Below are 17,177 nucleotides of genomic sequence, written 5' to 3'. Positions count from 1 at the left end.
GAGGTGTTTCAATGGGACAGGAGAAGATAGTTCTGGCAATCTCTGATAATAACATGAAAGAGCAGTTGAAGGACATTTTAAAGTCATCAGGATATTTGGTATACACTGCCAGTGATGGTGCAACAGCCCTGAGGCTTTCGAAATCAATCCGGCCAGAAGCGGCTATCCTTGATGAGGTTCTCTCTGGAATACACGGTGTAATAGTATCTGACATGCTGGTGGGAGAGGGTATTTCTCCTGTCATCACCATGATAACTGCAAGTACTTATAAGACAACAGGCATACATTCTGATGATATAGTGTATCTTGTAAAACCTGTATCACCGTTTACTGTCCTTGGCACATTAAACTCTATTTTAAAATATAAACGGGAGCTTAAAGCTTTGAAGGATAAGGCGGAGGAACTGGATAAAAGGCTGGAATTACAAAAACAGTTGAGCAGGGCTAAAGCTTATTTGATGGAATATGAACACTATACAGAGCAAGAGGCACACAGATACATACAGAAGATGGCTATGAACTATTCTGTGACCATAGAAAAGGTAGCGATAGATATTATAGAAAAATATAAAAAGAGACCTCGGAAGTGATTTCCAGGGTCTCTTTTTATATACATAATTCAAATAGAGCGTATATTATGCAAACTCTATATACATAACTCTTACAAACCTATATCAAAGTATACACAAATTTCTGATGGTTCACCATATGCTAATGATCATGAGGGTAGATAGATAAGATAATCATCTATCCCTTACTTGATTCTTATAATGACTTTTGCCTTCCCCTGTACCAGTGTTTAAATGATTTGGCAATCCATGGTACAAACCAGTAATCTAAACCAAACGATCTACCTGCACCGGCCAGCATCGGGATGCTTGACATCATGTACCACCAGTTACCCATACCTGAAAGCATAAAGTTGATATTCAGGAATATTGAACCGAGACCTGCTAGTACAGTTAAAAGTCCGAGTATTAAGAGTATGCCAATCAATGCCTCGCCAAGTGCTATGCACCATTGAAAGAATAGGGCGTTAGGAAATACGAAGGTCTGCATAAACCACATATACCAGCCTGGTGCTGCTGCTGCAGCTGCGGGGGCTGCCTGTGTGGCACTGGTTACAGCCTCTGCTGCCTGTGATGCACCAGAAACCGCACCTGCTGCGCCCGGGATCATAGTTTGAATAAGATTAGGAGTTGTGAGCCAGCCACTGTTTATTTTATTTATACCTTCAATGAGCCATTGAATTCCCAAGAATATCCTCAGCGGCACAAGCCAGGTCATGCTGGTACGCACTTTTGCATGATGTATCCAAAAACCAACCTTTGTCTTCTTCTCCATAAACTGATGAGACATATACTGTATAACCATGCCAATACCAGATGCAAACAGGAGATAGTGCATATCCACTGCATGTTTTAAAACAGTAGCTATTAACCCGGATGTATGAATTCCGCCAGCATCAGATACAGCATACTTGCTGCCTATGGAAACCATATTCCCATGTAAATTAAGCTTTAGAGGTTTCTTTTCTTTGCCAGTAATATCAGAAGCAATGTTTCTTGCAGCACACTCTCCAGACTGCATTGCAGATTCAACAAGAGCTGGCATAGGCACACCATTTTCGTCAACATACTCTGCACAGTCTCCGATAGCGTATACATAAGGAACATTTGTCTGCATAAAACTGTTTACCTTTATCTTACCACGCCTTCCCTTTTCTATGCCTTCTATACCTGCCGCTGTAGCCTCAGCCTCAACACCGCCTGTCCAGATAAATGTCTTGGTAAAAATTTTCTCGCCGCTCTTCAAGGCGATACTGTCTGGTTCCACAGCAGTTATAGCTGAATTGGTCATCAGTTTTACACCATGAGACTTAAGGTAATTTTCTGCCTTTGTCCTGAGGTCAACCTTAAAGTTGGGAAGGATGTTAGGGAGTGCTTCAACGACCCTGAGATCTATTTCATTTCTTGAGATATTGTATTTTGCTGCAAGTTCATCAAACCACTCTATAAATTCACCAACCAGTTCAATGCCCGTAAATCCACCACCGCCTACAATAAATGTAAGCAGAGACCTTCTGATTTCGGGATCTTTTTCTTTAGAAGCAGCCTCAAAGACATCCAGTATGTGGTCTCTGATCTTTATTGCATCCTCTAAGGACCAGAGAGTCATAGCATTTTCTTTCATGCCAGGTATGCCAAAATATGTTGGCTGACTGCCACAACCGACAATCAAGTAGTCAAACTCATACTCACTACTGTCGGAATAAAGTTTTTTATTTTGGACATCAATTCTGGTGATATTGTCTATGACCAGTTTAACCCTTGTACTCTCAAGGGCCTCTTTCAAGGAATAAAGCACGCCCTCCGGCGGGATGCGATTTCCGGCTACTTCGTGGAGCTCAGTCATATATACCTGTTTATCGGTCTTGTTGATGAGGGTTATCTCTACATCTTTTCGATTCCATAGGTATCTGTCCAATTTCTGAGCTGCTGCAAGGCCGCCAAATCCGCCTCCAAGGACAATTATTTTGTACCTTTTTGCCATTTACTTGCCCCCCTATTGATTAAATATTAGTCAAGCAATCCAAGATAATTATATAACAAAGAAATAAAAAATGGTATCCTTAATTTAAAGCATTAAAAAAATTTTTTTAACAAATATGTATAACTAGTTGTATAATATAAAATTGAAAATGGATTGATGAAAAATTATTTATAAAAAAAGGAGTTTTTGATGTTTTATCGAATTATATAATTTGGTTATGCCAAAGCTTTAACAATTATGGACCTCAATTCTGTGTTGTGGGGTTGAGCCTTTTTAAGGTATATATATGTATGGTTGGATATTACTATGAAATATTCTGGTGTGTCATATAGCATGAGAGGCAACTCGAATATAACCATATAAAATACCTTTGCTTTCAATAGAAGGGCTTTATTTTAGATGGATCCTATAAAAAATAGAAAATAGTATTAAGGTATAAACCAGCTATTTAGTAAGAGTACCCGATGCGAGTTGGAGACACAGACACCTCATAGAGGTATACCTGGCGAAATGCAGAAAACTGATGTTGTAGTATCTCAAACAAGTGCCAGGCACTATGATGTTATTGACATGCCGCACTATGACATATTAATGGAGGTCGTTTGATGAGATACAGAATAAATGCATTGGTAGCAGTAGTTTTATTATTCTTGGTGTCTATAATACAGGGATGTACAGGAAGTGCAAAAACAGAACCTGTTACAAAAAATGGCTTTATGTTGGATACCAACATAGAGATTACTGCCTATGGAGATAAAGCCATCGCTGACAAGGCAGTCAATGATGCCTTTACCCGCATAAGAGATATTGACAACAAGATGTCGCCAGAACTTCCATCCAGCTATGTGGTAAAGATAAATGAAGCTGCTGGCAAAAATTACGTAAAAGTGGATGAGGATACATTTTATGTGATTAAAGAAGGAATTAAATATGGTGATATGACAAATGGCATGTTTGATATTAGTATAGGACCTCTGGTAAAGCTGTGGGGTATTGGTACAGAGCATGCTAGGGTACCATCAAAAGAAGAGATAGAGAATGCTTTAAAACTAATTGATTATAAAAAAATAGAGGTTAATGATACTAAAAAGGAAGTAAAATTATCCAGCGAAGGCATGATGATGGATCTTGGTGGTATAGCTAAGGGATATGCAGCTGATGCTGTAAAAGATGTGTTAAAGAGTGATGGCATAAGTAGTGCAATCATAAACCTTGGTGGGAATGTATATGCCATGGGTTCAAAACCGGATGGCAGTGAATGGCGAATAGGTATACAAGACCCATTCAGTTCAAGGGGGAATTATGTTGCTATAGTAAAGGTTAAGGACAAATCTGTGGTTACTTCTGGCAACTATGAGAGGTATTTTGAAGTAAATGGCAAGAGGTATCATCATATATTTGATCTTACTACAGGCTATCCATCTGATAATGGCATAGTAAGTGCAACTATAGTCAGCGACAGGTCTATAGATGGAGATGCCCTTTCCACATCTGTATTTGTGCTTGGGATTGATAAGGGATTGAAACTGGTTGAATCTTTAGATGGTATTGAGGCCATTATCATAACGTCGGATAAAAAGATATATTCAACTGCTGGTGCTAAGGATATTTTAGAAATAACCGATAAGGAGTATACCTATGAAGATAGGCGATAAAATACTTATAGTAGCGATTATTGTCTTTTCTATAGTGGGGTTTGCCTATTCTATTTTAAGACCGACGTTTCCAGGTGACACCGTATATATTGAGGTAGACGGCAAGCTATATGAAGAGCTTCCACTAAGCAAGGACAAGACTGTCACTGTCAAGGTGGATGGCGGCGGATATAACGTGGTTGAGATAAAGGGCGGTAAGGTACGTATTAGCGATGCCAATTGCCCAGACAGGGTATGTGTGAGGCAGGGATGGATAGACAGATCAGGAGAAAATATTATCTGTCTGCCCCACAGGGTTGTGGTGAGAATTTCAGGCAGGATGAAAAATGTAGATCAAGTAACATATTAAGCGTTGGCAGGTGTTTAATTTGACATTATGGGATAAGTATCCTGTGATTAAAGAAGAAATGGATGCATTTGAGGGTACATTAAGAAGATTTTTATCCTCAAAAAATGAGCTGATAGGCTCTGCTATCAGTACAATGGTATCGGCAGGGGGCAAGAGGCTCAGACCTGCCCTTACTATAGCCAGTGCTCATTTTGGGGAGTACAACATGGATGAAATCATGAGGATAGCCTCATCTATTGAAATACTCCATATGGCGACCCTTATCCATGATGATATAATAGATGAGGCAAAAACGAGGAGAAGCATGGAAACGATGCACCAGAAGTATGGTGTGAACGTTGCTATTTTTGCTGGAGATTACCTTTTTAGTACATCTTTTAGTATACTTAGTGTAAAAGAGGATGTAGATACTCTCGTCCATATTGCATCTATAATAAAATCGGTGTGTGAAGGTGAAATAGAACAGTATTGCTCAAGATTTTCTAAAGATATGTCTGTATATAAATATCTGAGGAGAATACGTTCTAAAACAGCACTTCTTTTTATGCTGAGCTGTGAACTTGGGGCTAACATTTCGCATTGCAGCAGAGATGTGACAAACTCGCTGAAGCGATTTGGTATGTTTTTAGGTATGGCCTTTCAAATAAAGGATGATATCCTGGACTACATAGGTGATGAGACTAAAATTGGAAAACCTGTGGGCAATGACCTAAAAGATGGTATATATACCTTACCTTTGATTTATGCTATGGAGAAGGATAATAATGGTAAGCTTAAAGATCTTCTGTATAATCAGCCCTATGAGATAGAGAAGATAATAGAACTGGTCATTAAATACGGTGGAATAAAATACGCTGAGGATCTTATGGATAAATACAGTAAGAAGGCTAAGGAGGAACTCAACAAGCTTCCTCATAATGAATTTAGAGACTTTCTGTTTGAGTTAACTGACGATCTGGTAAATAGAGAAAATTAAAGGGATGATAACATGGCTTATAGGGATTTACAGGATTTTATTAGGGTTCTGGATGAAAAAGGGTTATTGAAGAGGGTAAGGGCAGAGGTTGATAGGGACTTAGAGATAACAGAGATATACGATAGAGTAGTAAAGGTAGGAGGACCTGCCCTCCTGTTTGAGAATGTAAAAGGTTCTCCGTATCCTGTATTGATAAATGCCTTTGGAACATATGAAAGGCTCAACCTTGCCTTTGAGGTGGATAAAATAGATGATATTGCCAGGGAAATATATGAACTTATGGATATGGGCAGTTATGTGGGATTTATGAACAGACTTAGATCTGTACCGAAGCTGGCCAGGTTGGCAAAAATATTTCCCAAAAAAGTGGAGAGGGCAATATCACAAGAAGTGGTGGAAGAGCCTGACTTAAATAAACTACCCGTCTTGAAATGTTGGCCTCAGGATGGAGGTAGGTTTATTACTCTTCCATTGGTAATTACGAAAGACCCTGAAACAGGTCAGCAGAACATGGGTATGTACAGACTTCAGGTGTATGATGAGAGGACTACGGGAATGCACTGGCACATACACAAGGATGGCAGGGAGATATATGAGAAGTATAAAAAATTGGGCGGTAGGATGCCAGTTTCAGTAGCCCTTGGATGTGACCCTGCAACCATATACTCTGCTACAGCACCTCTGCCGAAAGAGATTGATGAAATGCTTTTTGCAGGTTTTTTGAGGAAGGCACCACTGGAGATAGTGAAATCAAAGACCAATGATATCTACGTCCCGGCAAATGCTGAGTTTGTATTAGAGGGATATGTAAATGTTGATGAAATGAGAGAAGAGGGACCCTTTGGGGACCATACTGGTTATTATTCACTCAAAGATATGTATCCTGTCTTTCATGTGACATGTATAACACATCGGAAAAACCCGGTATATCCGGCTACAGTGGTGGGAAAACCTCCTATGGAGGATTGCTTTTTAGGAAAGGCTACGGAAAGGATTTTTCTGCCTTTAATTAAGATACAATGCCCGGAGATAGTGGATATAAACTTCCCGTTAGAAGGCGTGTTTCACAATTGTGTTATAGTATCTATAAAGAAGAGATATCCCGGCCAGGCCAAAAAAGTGATGCACGCCCTATGGGGTATGGGGCAGATGATGTATACAAAGATGATAATAGTGGTAGATGAGGATGTGGACCCACAGGACATGTCCACTGTAGCATGGAAGATTTTTAACAATATAGATGCAAAGAGAGATGTAGTTATAGTTGACGGTCCGTTGGATGCCCTAGACCATGCCTCTCCTTTGCCTCATTATGGGCACAAGATGGGTATAGATGCTACAAAGAAGTGGCCTGAAGAAGGACATACCAGGGAATGGCCTGATGATATAGTGATGGATAAAGAAATCAAGGAAATGGTAGATAGAAGGTGGAAGGAATATGGTATTTAGTCGGATAAAGCAGTATGGAGACCTGGTGATGTTTTCCCATACCCTTTTTTCTCTACCGTTTGGGCTTATCTCTATGCTTTGGGCTGCGGGCGGTCTTCCGTCCTTACGTGTTATATTCTGGATACTGGTGGCACTTGTGGGCGCTAGAAACGGTGCCAATGCATTGAATAGGCTTATAGATAAAGACATTGATGCCATGAATCCAAGGACGTCAAATAGGCATCTACCGCGTGGTATAATAAAGGATTATGAGGTTATAGGGATTGTGGTTTTATGTTTTGCACTCCTAACTCTGGCTGCCTATGAACTAAATTACCTGTGTCTTGAGCTTTTACCACTGGCATTGGCTATCTTCATAGTATATTCATACACCAAGAGGTTTACCTGGCTATGTCACATAATTCTTGGTATAGCATGCGGTGGAGCGCCGGTTGGCGCATGGATGGCTGTAAAGGGAGAGATAGGTTGGCCATCTCTTGTGCTGGGTGCAGTGGTTGCACTGTGGATTGCAGGTTTTGACATTATATATGGCACTCAGGATGTGGAGTTTGACAGAAATCATGGCATATATTCTATACCTGCCAGATTTGGAATAGAAAATGCCTTGAAGATATCAACGGGATTTCATTTGGCTGCCATGGCATTGCTTGTGTATCTGTATTTCCTTATGAATATGGGATGGTTGTATCTCGTTGGCCTGGCCATAGATGCATATCTATTATATCTTGAGCACTCCATAGTCTCACCTACCAACCTGAGAAATGTTAGAATTGCTTCCTATGATATAAATGAAGTGGTAAGTGTAGTCCTGTTGATATTTACAACTGCAGATATATTTTTATTACAGTAAAATCTGCTGAATGCAGTATGCCTAGAATATTTTAAGTATCATGATGAAAAAAATAATCTCGAGGTGATAAATTGCCAAGGTATATTGTTGGCATTACAGGGGCCAGTGGCACTATATATGCCATAAGATTAATAGATGAACTTTTAAAAAGAAATAACGAGGTCTATATTATCGCAACACGTAATGGTGAAAAGGTTATGAAATATGAGACAGGCTGTACCATTGAGGGTATAATTGACAGATACGGGCATAACATTTTCAACTATGATATAGATAATCTTTTTGCACCTATATCCAGTGGCTCGTTCAAGACAGAGGCTATGATTGTTGTACCTTGCTCAATGTCTACCTTATCTAAGATCTCTCTTGGAATTTCAGGGAATCTTTTAGAAAGGGCTGCAGATGTTGTACTCAAGGAAAAAAGAAAACTGGTGATTGTGCCGAGAGAGACTCCATTAAATACAATACATATTAAAAACATGCTTACTTTAAGTGAAATGGGTGCAATAATATTGCCAGCCATGCCTGCCTTCTATGACAAGCCGCAGAGTGTGGAGGAGATGGTGGACTTTATTGTTGGTAGGATACTTCTAAGCCTTGGCATTGACAATGGCTTGTATTATGAATGGAATGAGGGCTTATAACCCCTTTTACAGGTTAACGATTATATATCCATAATTTGGATGAATATTATGCACGCTCTAATATACCTATAACTGTTGAAAATAATATTGATGAAAGGAAAGTGGTGCTTATATGAAAAGACTGTTGTCATGTATAATTTTGGTTATAATAATGTTATCATTAACGGCCTGTTCATCGGGTAAGAATAATACAGTTATCAGGATAGGAGTTATGCCAGATGTTGACTCTATACCGCTTATAGTAGCGCTAAATAATGGGTATTTCAAGGATGCAGGTGTGGATGTGGAAATACATCACTTTAAGAGTGCCCAAGAAAGAGACAGCGCACTGCAGAGCGGTAATATAGATGGCGCTGTATCTGACATGTTGGCAGCAGCTTTTGCCAAGGACGGAGGTTTTGATGTAAAGATTACATCTATGACAAATGGGAGCTATAAACTGCTGGTGAACAAAGATGCAGGCGTAAACAGCATAGCAGACCTTAAGGGTAAAAATATAGCAATATCTGCCAATACCATTATAGAATACACTACAGATAAAATACTGGAAAATGCTGGCCTCAAGAGTACAGATATAAATAAGGTAATCATACCTCAAATACCAACAAGGCTCGAAATGTTGCAAAACGGCAAGGTAGACGCCGCAACCTTGCCTGATCCACTTGCTTCCGAAGCTGTGAAGAACGGAGCAAAACTTCTGGGCAGTTCAGATAGACTTGGAATAAACCCGGGAGTCATGGTCTTTACATCTGACGCTATAAAGAAAAATTCGAAGGGCATTAAGGCTGTGTATGAAGCTTATAACAGGGCTGTAGAATATCTGGGGAATCAACCAGTTACAGAATATATAGATCTTATAATAAAGGAAGCTGGATTTCCAGAGGACATAAAGGGCAGTATCCAGCTCCCATCTTACACAAAAGCAGAGATTCCATCTAAAGAAGATATGGATGATGTAATAGACTGGCTTACAAGCAAACAGTTGGTCAAAAAGAGCTATAGTTACGAGGAGCTTGTTGACGATGAATTTGTGAGGTAATATCCCATGATAGAAATAAAAGGATTGACGGTAAGATATAGACAGAGGCATAGATGTTTTTTAGCACTGGACAATATAAACCTAACCATAAACAACGGTGATATATGTGCAGTAATAGGGCCCTCGGGATGCGGCAAATCTACATTTTTATATGTACTTTCGGGTATAATCAAAGAATATGAAGGGAATGTGCTGATTGATGGAAAGCATATAAACGCGTCAGAGCAGCGCATTGGCCTTATTCTTCAAGACTATGGTCTATTACCATGGAGGAACGTATACGACAATGTGACTTTGGGGCTCAAAATGAAGGGAGGATATAAAGGTGATACAGAATATATACAGTATATCGTGGAAAGATTGGGGCTTAGAGATTTGCTAGATAGATATCCCGGCCAGCTTTCCGGCGGACAGAGGCAAAGGGTAGCTATTGCCCGTTCTTTTGTTTTAAGACCGAGTATTCTCCTTATGGATGAACCGTTTTCGGCATTGGATGCAATTACCAGAGAGGAAATGCAGGATTTGTTCCTTAAAATCTGGAATGAATATAGGGTATCTACGGTATTGGTGACTCACAGTATAGACGAGGCTATATATCTTGGCAGGAAGATTGCCATTCTTTCACCATCACCGGGCAGGATAATTAAGATTATAGAAAACCCGCTCTTTGGTACTGAGGACCTCAGGATTAAAAATGAGTTTTATGAGATGGAGATGGAAATAAGGAAAATAATAAGGGGAGACAGCCACAATGAGTCTTAAAGGGTATTTTAGATACATCTATGCAATGATAGGTGTTGTAGCTGTCTGGTATGTATTATCAATAATAGCCAATCTTCCCATAATACCATCTCCTTTAAATGTTTTTGTAAACACATATATCATATTTAAGGCAAAAATTGCAATCCATGTTATGTATAGCATATACAGGATATTCATGGGGCTTATACTGTCAATAGCTATTGGCGTGCCACTGGGCCTGGCCATGGGCTACATACCCAGAATAGACAGTGTGATGTCTCCTGTAGTATATTTGCTTTATCCCATACCAAAGATTGCTTTTCTGCCTGTGGTAATGCTCATCTTTGGGCTCGGGGAGTTGTCCAAAATAATAATGATAATGCTTATTGTGGTATTTCAGATTATTGTATCCTCAAGGGACGCAGTAAAAGGAATACCAGAAGAGACGTATTATTCTCTCATGGCCCTGGGGGCCGGAAGGTTAGGTATATTCAAGGAGATTGTCATACCGGCTGCAATGCCAGAGATTTTGACATCAATAAGGGTTGGTCTTGGGACGGCGGTCTCTGTGCTGTTTTTTACTGAGACCTTTGGTACGAAGTATGGCATTGGATACTTTATCATGGATTCGTGGATGAGAGTAAACTACTTAGATATGTATTCGGGTATAATGATATTAGGTATAATTGGTCTTTGTCTTTTTCTATTAATAGATATCATGGAGTTTTTGCTCTGCCCATGGAAGCAATGAACTGGAGGTGTGCCTGTGGGTATAGAAAACCTCATCAAGATTGATAAAAAGCGTGAAGAGCCGCTCTATATGCAGATTTACATACAAATTAAAGACATGGTGGAGAAAGGTATAATAAAAGAAGGCACAAAGCTTCCAACCATAAGGAGACTATCAAAGTTACTTGGTGTAAATACAGTCACTGTGGTAAATGCATATCACATGTTGGAAAAAAAGGGTATAGCCTATTCCATTGTCGGCAGTGGTACATATATAGGGGCTGTAAACTATAAGTTCGATCTCTCCGGTGATGTTGAGCCAGAGATTGTTGACAGCATATCCAGGCCAATAGGGAGCAGGTATATCAATTTTGCCAGCTCAAATCCATCCCATGAGCTTTTCCCTGTAAGAGAATTTAAGGAAATATTTGCCGAGGTACTGGACAGAGATGGTGGAATGGCCTTTACATACCAGGAAAGCATGGGGTACAGACCATTGAGGGAATCTCTCTCCCGTCTTTTAGCAAAAGATGGTATAAGTACAGACCCACGGAAAATACTGATAATTTCGGGTGCACAGCAAGGACTGGATATAATATCCAAGGTACTGGTAGGGCAGGGAGACAATATCCTTGTGGAAAGACCAACTTACACCGGTGCGATAGCTGTATTTAAATCCCGCAACGCAAATATAATAGATATTCCAGTGACCAATGAGGGTATAGATATAAAACGTCTTGAAGAAATATTGAGAAAACATAACATAAAACTTTTTTACTTGATGCCGATGTTTCAAAACCCAACAGGGGTACGCTATTCTGATGAGATAAAGAGCAGGATTATGAAATTGTCCAGGGAATATGGTTTTTTTATAGTTGAGGATGATTTTGTTAGTGACATATATTATGATTCAAGGCCAACGCCCATTTGGGACTATTCCCATGCTGACAATGTTATATTTATTAAAAGCTTTTCTAAGGTGTTCATGCCGGGACTGAGGTTAGCTTTCATGGTTCTTCCCGATATGCTCTTGGAATCCATACAGGCAGCAAAGTATAGCAGCGATATAGCTACATCCGGTTTTTTCCAAAGATCATTACAGCTGTTTTTAGATAAAGGGCTGTGGGATAAACACACTGAAATGCTGAGGCATGTCTACAAGGCAAGAAGGGACTTTATGGCAGAATGCTTGAATAATATAAAAAACACAGGCATTACATTCAAAATACCTGATGGTGGTTTAAACTTCTGGCTTACACTTCCCATATCCTTAAACGACAGGGAAATCTATGAGGCGGCCTTGAAAGAAAAGGTAATTGTAGCTCCTGGTAGTTTCTTTTATTTGAATAATCCTGAACATAATCATTTAAGACTTGGTTTTGCATCAACCAATGAGGATGAGATTGAAGGTGGAATTAATATTATACGTGACATTCTTTTAGCTTTAAGAAATGAAAATTATATTCAAACTGAACCGCTATTATAGCGGTTTTTTGTATAAAACGTGAATATTAGTGGGATAATAAGTAACGAAAAAAATATAAAAGGAGGGTATAGTATGGCGGAAAATCTTACAGAAAGAGAACTGTTGATTTTGCAGGACCAGATTATGCAGGAGATGTGTATGATAAGCAAGTTTACAAACTATGCACAGATGACCAATGACACAGAACTCAAGAATGTATGCAGTCATGTAGCGCAGAAGCATCAAAATCATTATAACACCCTTATAAGACATCTGAACTCTGCGAGGGCTGGACAGAATATTACTACAGTTCAGCCGCCTTTTACTACACAAGCTCAACATAACTATCAATTTTAGGAGGTGATCAAATGTATTTTCAGGATAGGGATATAGCTTTAGACTGTATTAATTCTCAAAAACTGCTTAATAGCACGTATACACAGGCAGTTTCTGAAGCTTCTGATACATCGATGAGAAGTGATCTGACAAGTATTTTGAATGACGAGTTTAACAATCAATACATGATATTTCAGGTAATGAACAGGAAAGGCTGGTATAAGTCATTTCCTGCAAATCAACAGGACCTCAACAACGCAAAAACCAATATAAACAATTTAAATAGTCAAATGCAATCTATATGGCAAGGTATGAATGCGACCATGCAGGGTGCATCGAATCAATCCGGTTTTAACCAGACGCCTGTCTATCAGTACGGAAACCAGGTTTACGGGGATAGGCCTGGCCAGGATTGGGGAGGTGCCACCAATAGTAATATAGAAAAGTCCATGTGGTCAAACATAAGCAGCTACGCCAGTCAAGAGATAGGTACAGTAAATCCATCATCCAGTGAGAGGAATGCCAATTTAGATAGGCAGTCATAAAAAGGAGCCCATATGGGCTCCTTTTTATGACTCAATATTGATCATAGACCTGAAAGCATCAAAGGCAATAAGATAATCATCACACATATAAGTCAGTGTTTTTGAATCAATCCTTTTGACCCCTGGTATTGTAGAAGCTGCATCAGCGTATGCTGGATTTGTGAATCTTACTTCTAATAATACAGGTTTATTAAACGTTAAAGGTTTTATATTGTCTTTATGGAAAAGAGCTTCTTTTACTGTTGTTCTTATGAGACTATGGGCAGAATTCAAGGATAGGCAGAGCGCCGCATTTCTTGAGAGAGCTTTTTTAACTTCGACTGTGTATATCCCCGGTATCAGGGCTTTTGCCTCATTGCAGAGAACATCGTCACCAGAAACTAATATTAAAGGGACACCGTAATAACCTGCTACTCCGCCATTAATACCAGTCTCACCAACCTCCTTCTCGTCTATTTTTACGTATTCAACAGAATCAGTGTAGGTATGGCATAGCACACCGCTGGAACCAGCCCTGGCGTGGTAACCTATGAATATAGCAGCATCAAAAGTTTCATCTAAGCACTCTACCATACTGTATCTTTTAGGGGAACCGGTAATAAGTTTTGCTGCCGGGTTTAAAGATTCCAATATTATATTTCTCATTGTACCATGGGAATCATTTACTATTATCTCTGTAGCCCCAGCATCCAGAGCCCCCTCTATGGCTGCATTCACCTCTTCTGTCATCCAGATCCTTGCCCTGTCGTGTTCTCTACCGTTCCTGTCTGTATGCTCATTGTTTACAACACCGCTAATACCTTCCATATCAGCAGATATATACACCTTCATATCTATCAACCCCCTGTTGGAAAATATAAAGAGCCATCATGCAGGCTCTTTTGAAGAATTCAAGAATACTGTATGGTCATCCTCATTCCTTATACTGCATCTTCCTTCGATGATAGCGCCCTCCACTATTCGTAGGTTATATGATTTGATGTCTCCAAAAACTTTTCCACTGCTTCCAATGGAGACTGTCCCACTGCAGTCTATATTTCCATTGAGTCTTCCAGCTATAACAGTGTTTGCTGCTTTAATATCTCCGGTTACCACACTGTTTTCTCCAATAATCACGTCTCCCGAAGTTTCAATTCCGCCATTTAATATACCGTCAATCCTCAATGTTCCTTCTGACTTAATGTTTCCTGTTATGGATGTCTCTGAACCAATAAGCGTGGTAATTTTGTCGCTGTTTGTGCTTACTACAGTTCTTTTTCCAAAAATATTACTCACCCCCCATGAGATACTTTAAAGGATCCACCCTTACCCCATTTTTATAGACCTCAAAATGCACATGAGGACCCGTACTCAATCCAGAGCTGCCAACCTTGGCTATGGGATCACCCTTCTTGACCTTTTGTCCTTCTTTTACAAGTAACCTTGAGTTATGACCGTATAATGTTGTAAACCCATAACTGTTTTTTATTATAACTGTCTGACCATAACCACTTTTTATGCCAGTAAAGCTTACAACACCATCACAGGCGGCCTTGACTGTAGAGCCATAGTCAGCACAAATATCCAGACCGGAGTGAAACTCCCAAGACCTTGTTATGGGATTGATTCGGTTACCATATCCTGAGGATGCTTTTCCATTTACCGGATACAGGTTGGGTACATTACGAAGATATTTTTCCCGTTCCTCTATGTCCTTTAAAAGATTTTGATATTCTTCTATAATGCCTTTTATTTCATCAATTATATCATCATTACTCACGCCGTCTTGTGACTCTAAAAGTCTTATCCTATCAAGATTGTTTCGGGATGGAGTGGACTGTTCGAGGCCTACTTTTTGTTGTACCTCGGCCTCCAGGGCTTTTAGATTTTTCAGATACTCCGATATCTGGTTAATTTCAATCTCGTATGTACTGATTTCAGATTCTTTTTGTCTTTTTTCCTTTTCTAAATTAATTACCTGAGCAGATAGAGACTCCTTTTTATTGTTAACTTCTATGTATGAATTGGTCAAAAACAATGAGTAAATAATTATTGACAGTACGGTTACCAGAGTCGCCCATATAACGTATAAAGGGATCCTTATGGACAAGGGTTTACCGGTTGAATGGGGGATGAGAATAATGGTAAAATACCTGTTTCTTTCCATTTTATACCCCCGGTACAAAAAATTCCACTCCGTAGTATATATTCTACATAAATAAAAAAAATCCTACCTAAATGATATAAAGGACAAACATATTTTTTTATTAAAGAAAATATATCTTGGGTATATATTACAAAGCGCAGTATGATCGCGTCTGTCATACAGCTAAACGGATAATATAAACTGTTCTGGTAAGGAGGAAGTTTCACTGATTTACATAGACATAGTTTTATATCCCGGTGCAATTATTTAATGAGGCTTTCACCTACTCATTTTAAAAGCATAAAATGTTTTAGAGGTATAAGATATGAGAAAGGATGCGGGGTTAAGAGAAGAATACGTGAACATATAATTATAGATGAGATGCAGTCAATTTGGAGCATGAGATAATAATTGAAGAGATCAAAATAGACACTAAAGATTTTAGGCATAGATGCCTTTTGAGGTCTTTGAATATGATCAATGGCTGTTCGGCTTTACCCAGGTTTGGAAAACCCTGCTATAAACATGGCTGTTACAAATTAGCAGAAGTAGAAAATTTAAGATACCCATGCCTCTTTAATGTTTATGGCATGGAAACTATTACAATATTGAACAATTCAGGCAAGCGCCAGCAATAAAGGAGGGGTGCAGATGACCATAATATATCCTCCTACAATTGATTACAAGTGGCTTTACCAGAGACCCCAGCAGTTAATGAAAGAATTTTCAAGACTTGGCATTCGATGTATCTTTTTTAATAATAATAACTATATAAAAGACGGTCAGAGAATAGCGGTTGAGGATGATAATCTAATAATTGTGAATGACAAGCTATATCCAGTAGAATATGATGCTTTGGTTACACCGCCTATTGTACTGTGGATAACGTACCCACCACATGTAAGGCTTTTGGGTAAGAAATTTAGAGAGAATGTGGTAGTATTTGATGCGGTGGATTTCCCAAGCGAAGAATTTGCAGTATGGGAAAAAGATATGGCTGAGATAAAGAGAAAAGCTAACATTGTCTTTACAGTGTCGAGAAAACTGTATAACTATATGTGGCCTCATGAAAACCTGCATATGTTAAAAAATGGGGCTGATTTTGAGCATTTCAATAAGGCAAGATTCATTTATACACACCCACCCAAAGATATTCCTACCGGAAAGCCGATAGTTGGATTTATTGGTGCATTGTCCACGTGGCTCGACTGGGACATAATAAGAGATACCGTAGTATCTAATCCTTCCTATAACTTTGTGTTTATTGGTCCAAAGTACAGCGAATTCTCTGTACCTTTTAAAGCGCAGAACGCATTTTTCTTAGGTAGAAAGGAATATATACAGCTTCCCCAGTACCTTCAATACATGGACGTCTGTATGATACCATTTAAAATAACCGAAATGACGGAAGGGAGCGACCCAATTAAATTTTTTGAATACATGAGTGCGGGAAAACCTGTGGTGTCAACCCCGTTACCTGAGATAATTTCAAGCGGCCTGGCCTATATTGCGGAAGATACTGCCTCATTTTCAAAAATGATAGGCAGGGCTTTGAGAGAAAAGGACTTTAATATTGAGAAAAGGATTGAGTTTGCACGTAAAAACTCGTGGGCCAACCGGGCAAAACAGGCCGCTGATATCATAGACTCTTATATAAAAAACAAAAGCAGATGGAAAATTCGTTTATAAAATATTTTACTTTTGGATAATATAAATAAAAA

18 protein-coding genes are annotated in these 17,177 nt (G+C 39.2%); 14 read left to right on the top strand and 4 right to left on the bottom strand.

What is annotated here, in order from left to right; translation table 11 throughout:
• The first annotated feature begins 11 nt into the window (after positions 1-11).
• Positions 12-590: an ANTAR domain-containing response regulator gene (locus FWJ32_RS01660; RefSeq protein WP_149544229.1), complete on the top strand. Its 579-nt coding sequence runs from the start codon at positions 12-14 to the stop codon at positions 588-590.
• Between the two features lie 175 nt (positions 591-765).
• Here the strand turns inward: FWJ32_RS01660 and FWJ32_RS01655 are convergent, their stop codons facing one another.
• Entirely contained in the window at positions 766-2,553 is a 1,788-nt protein-coding gene (locus FWJ32_RS01655; RefSeq protein ID WP_149544228.1) for an NAD(P)/FAD-dependent oxidoreductase, read from the bottom strand.
• Between the two features lie 605 nt (positions 2,554-3,158).
• Here FWJ32_RS01655 and FWJ32_RS01650 point away from each other — a divergent pair.
• The 12 genes from FWJ32_RS01650 (at position 3,159) to FWJ32_RS01595 (ending at position 13,331) form a co-directional block, all read left to right on the top strand.
• On the top strand, positions 3,159-4,208 hold the full coding sequence (locus FWJ32_RS01650) for an FAD:protein FMN transferase (RefSeq protein WP_149544227.1): 1,050 nt from the start codon (positions 3,159-3,161) through the stop codon (positions 4,206-4,208).
• Positions 4,192-4,557 (top strand): NusG domain II-containing protein, encoded by a 366-nt coding sequence (locus FWJ32_RS01645; RefSeq protein WP_149544226.1) that lies wholly within the window; start codon positions 4,192-4,194, stop codon positions 4,555-4,557. The genes FWJ32_RS01650 and FWJ32_RS01645 overlap by 17 nt, the downstream gene beginning before the upstream one ends.
• A 19-nt stretch (positions 4,558-4,576) precedes the next feature.
• Complete coding sequence (locus FWJ32_RS01640) at positions 4,577-5,533, top strand: polyprenyl synthetase family protein (RefSeq protein WP_162523466.1); 957 nt, start codon at positions 4,577-4,579, stop codon at positions 5,531-5,533.
• Between the two features lie 12 nt (positions 5,534-5,545).
• A complete protein-coding gene (locus FWJ32_RS01635) occupies positions 5,546-6,982 on the top strand; it encodes a menaquinone biosynthesis decarboxylase (protein WP_149544224.1) in 1,437 nt (478 codons plus the stop codon).
• Positions 6,972-7,832, top strand: a complete 861-nt coding sequence (locus tag FWJ32_RS01630) for a UbiA-like polyprenyltransferase (protein WP_149544223.1) — start codon at positions 6,972-6,974, stop codon at positions 7,830-7,832. Before FWJ32_RS01635 ends, FWJ32_RS01630 begins: the two co-directional genes overlap by 11 nt.
• A 71-nt stretch (positions 7,833-7,903) precedes the next feature.
• Positions 7,904-8,476, top strand: a complete 573-nt coding sequence (locus FWJ32_RS01625) for a UbiX family flavin prenyltransferase (protein ID WP_149544222.1) — start codon at positions 7,904-7,906, stop codon at positions 8,474-8,476.
• A 112-nt stretch (positions 8,477-8,588) separates the two neighbouring features.
• Complete coding sequence (locus FWJ32_RS01620; protein WP_149544221.1) at positions 8,589-9,515, top strand: ABC transporter substrate-binding protein; 927 nt, start codon at positions 8,589-8,591, stop codon at positions 9,513-9,515.
• 6 nt (positions 9,516-9,521) lie between these two features.
• Positions 9,522-10,277, top strand: coding sequence for an ABC transporter ATP-binding protein (locus FWJ32_RS01615; RefSeq protein ID WP_149544220.1), 756 nt, complete (start codon positions 9,522-9,524; stop codon positions 10,275-10,277).
• A complete protein-coding gene (locus FWJ32_RS01610) occupies positions 10,267-11,007 on the top strand; it encodes an ABC transporter permease (RefSeq protein ID WP_149544219.1) in 741 nt (246 codons plus the stop codon). The genes FWJ32_RS01615 and FWJ32_RS01610 overlap by 11 nt, the downstream gene beginning before the upstream one ends.
• Positions 11,008-11,022: 15 nt before the next feature.
• Complete coding sequence (gene pdxR / locus FWJ32_RS01605) at positions 11,023-12,471, top strand: MocR-like pyridoxine biosynthesis transcription factor PdxR (protein ID WP_149544218.1); 1,449 nt, start codon at positions 11,023-11,025, stop codon at positions 12,469-12,471.
• A 72-nt stretch (positions 12,472-12,543) separates the two neighbouring features.
• On the top strand, positions 12,544-12,807 hold the full coding sequence (locus FWJ32_RS01600; protein WP_203227536.1) for a hypothetical protein: 264 nt from the start codon (positions 12,544-12,546) through the stop codon (positions 12,805-12,807).
• An 11-nt stretch (positions 12,808-12,818) separates the two neighbouring features.
• Entirely contained in the window at positions 12,819-13,331 is a 513-nt protein-coding gene (locus tag FWJ32_RS01595; RefSeq protein ID WP_149544217.1) for a spore coat protein, read from the top strand.
• 24 nt (positions 13,332-13,355) lie between these two features.
• Here FWJ32_RS01595 and FWJ32_RS01590 read toward each other — a convergent pair whose 3' ends face one another.
• The 3 genes from FWJ32_RS01590 to FWJ32_RS01580 are packed head-to-tail and all read right to left on the bottom strand — an operon-like array spanning position 13,356 to position 15,477.
• Entirely contained in the window at positions 13,356-14,162 is an 807-nt protein-coding gene (locus FWJ32_RS01590) for a M55 family metallopeptidase (RefSeq protein ID WP_149544216.1), read from the bottom strand.
• A gap of 36 nt (positions 14,163-14,198) precedes the next feature.
• Complete coding sequence (locus FWJ32_RS01585) at positions 14,199-14,606, bottom strand: bactofilin family protein (RefSeq protein WP_162523465.1); 408 nt, start codon at positions 14,604-14,606, stop codon at positions 14,199-14,201.
• Entirely contained in the window at positions 14,599-15,477 is an 879-nt protein-coding gene (locus FWJ32_RS01580) for a M23 family metallopeptidase (RefSeq protein ID WP_149544214.1), read from the bottom strand. Before FWJ32_RS01580 ends, FWJ32_RS01585 begins: the two co-directional genes overlap by 8 nt.
• A 630-nt stretch (positions 15,478-16,107) precedes the next feature.
• Between FWJ32_RS01580 and FWJ32_RS01575 the strand changes: the two genes are divergently transcribed.
• A complete protein-coding gene (locus tag FWJ32_RS01575; RefSeq protein ID WP_149544213.1) occupies positions 16,108-17,145 on the top strand; it encodes a glycosyltransferase in 1,038 nt (345 codons plus the stop codon).
• The last annotated feature ends 32 nt before the right edge of the window (positions 17,146-17,177 follow it).

Origin of the sequence: Calorimonas adulescens (assembly GCF_008274215.1) — a bacterium.
Taxonomy (GTDB): Bacteria; Bacillota; Thermoanaerobacteria; order Thermoanaerobacterales; family UBA4877; genus Calorimonas; species Calorimonas adulescens.
This window is presented reverse-complemented; position numbering and strand designations above follow the sequence as displayed.

Coding starts and splice junctions, on each gene's coding strand:
- FWJ32_RS01645 (WP_149544226.1), top strand. CDS start 4,192: ATGAAGATAGGCGATAAAATACTTATAGTAGCGATTATTGTCTTTTCT.
- FWJ32_RS01615 (WP_149544220.1), top strand. CDS start 9,522: ATGATAGAAATAAAAGGATTGACGGTAAGATATAGACAGAGGCATAGA.
- FWJ32_RS01620 (WP_149544221.1), top strand. CDS start 8,589: ATGAAAAGACTGTTGTCATGTATAATTTTGGTTATAATAATGTTATCA.
- FWJ32_RS01610 (WP_149544219.1), top strand. CDS start 10,267: ATGAGTCTTAAAGGGTATTTTAGATACATCTATGCAATGATAGGTGTT.
- FWJ32_RS01600 (WP_203227536.1), top strand. CDS start 12,544: ATGGCGGAAAATCTTACAGAAAGAGAACTGTTGATTTTGCAGGACCAG.
- FWJ32_RS01575 (WP_149544213.1), top strand. CDS start 16,108: ATGACCATAATATATCCTCCTACAATTGATTACAAGTGGCTTTACCAG.
- FWJ32_RS01655 (WP_149544228.1), bottom strand. CDS start 2,553: ATGGCAAAAAGGTACAAAATAATTGTCCTTGGAGGCGGATTTGGCGGC.
- FWJ32_RS01590 (WP_149544216.1), bottom strand. CDS start 14,162: ATGAAGGTGTATATATCTGCTGATATGGAAGGTATTAGCGGTGTTGTA.
- FWJ32_RS01595 (WP_149544217.1), top strand. CDS start 12,819: ATGTATTTTCAGGATAGGGATATAGCTTTAGACTGTATTAATTCTCAA.
- FWJ32_RS01660 (WP_149544229.1), top strand. CDS start 12: ATGGGACAGGAGAAGATAGTTCTGGCAATCTCTGATAATAACATGAAA.
- FWJ32_RS01650 (WP_149544227.1), top strand. CDS start 3,159: ATGAGATACAGAATAAATGCATTGGTAGCAGTAGTTTTATTATTCTTG.
- FWJ32_RS01580 (WP_149544214.1), bottom strand. CDS start 15,477: ATGGAAAGAAACAGGTATTTTACCATTATTCTCATCCCCCATTCAACC.
- FWJ32_RS01630 (WP_149544223.1), top strand. CDS start 6,972: ATGGTATTTAGTCGGATAAAGCAGTATGGAGACCTGGTGATGTTTTCC.
- FWJ32_RS01635 (WP_149544224.1), top strand. CDS start 5,546: ATGGCTTATAGGGATTTACAGGATTTTATTAGGGTTCTGGATGAAAAA.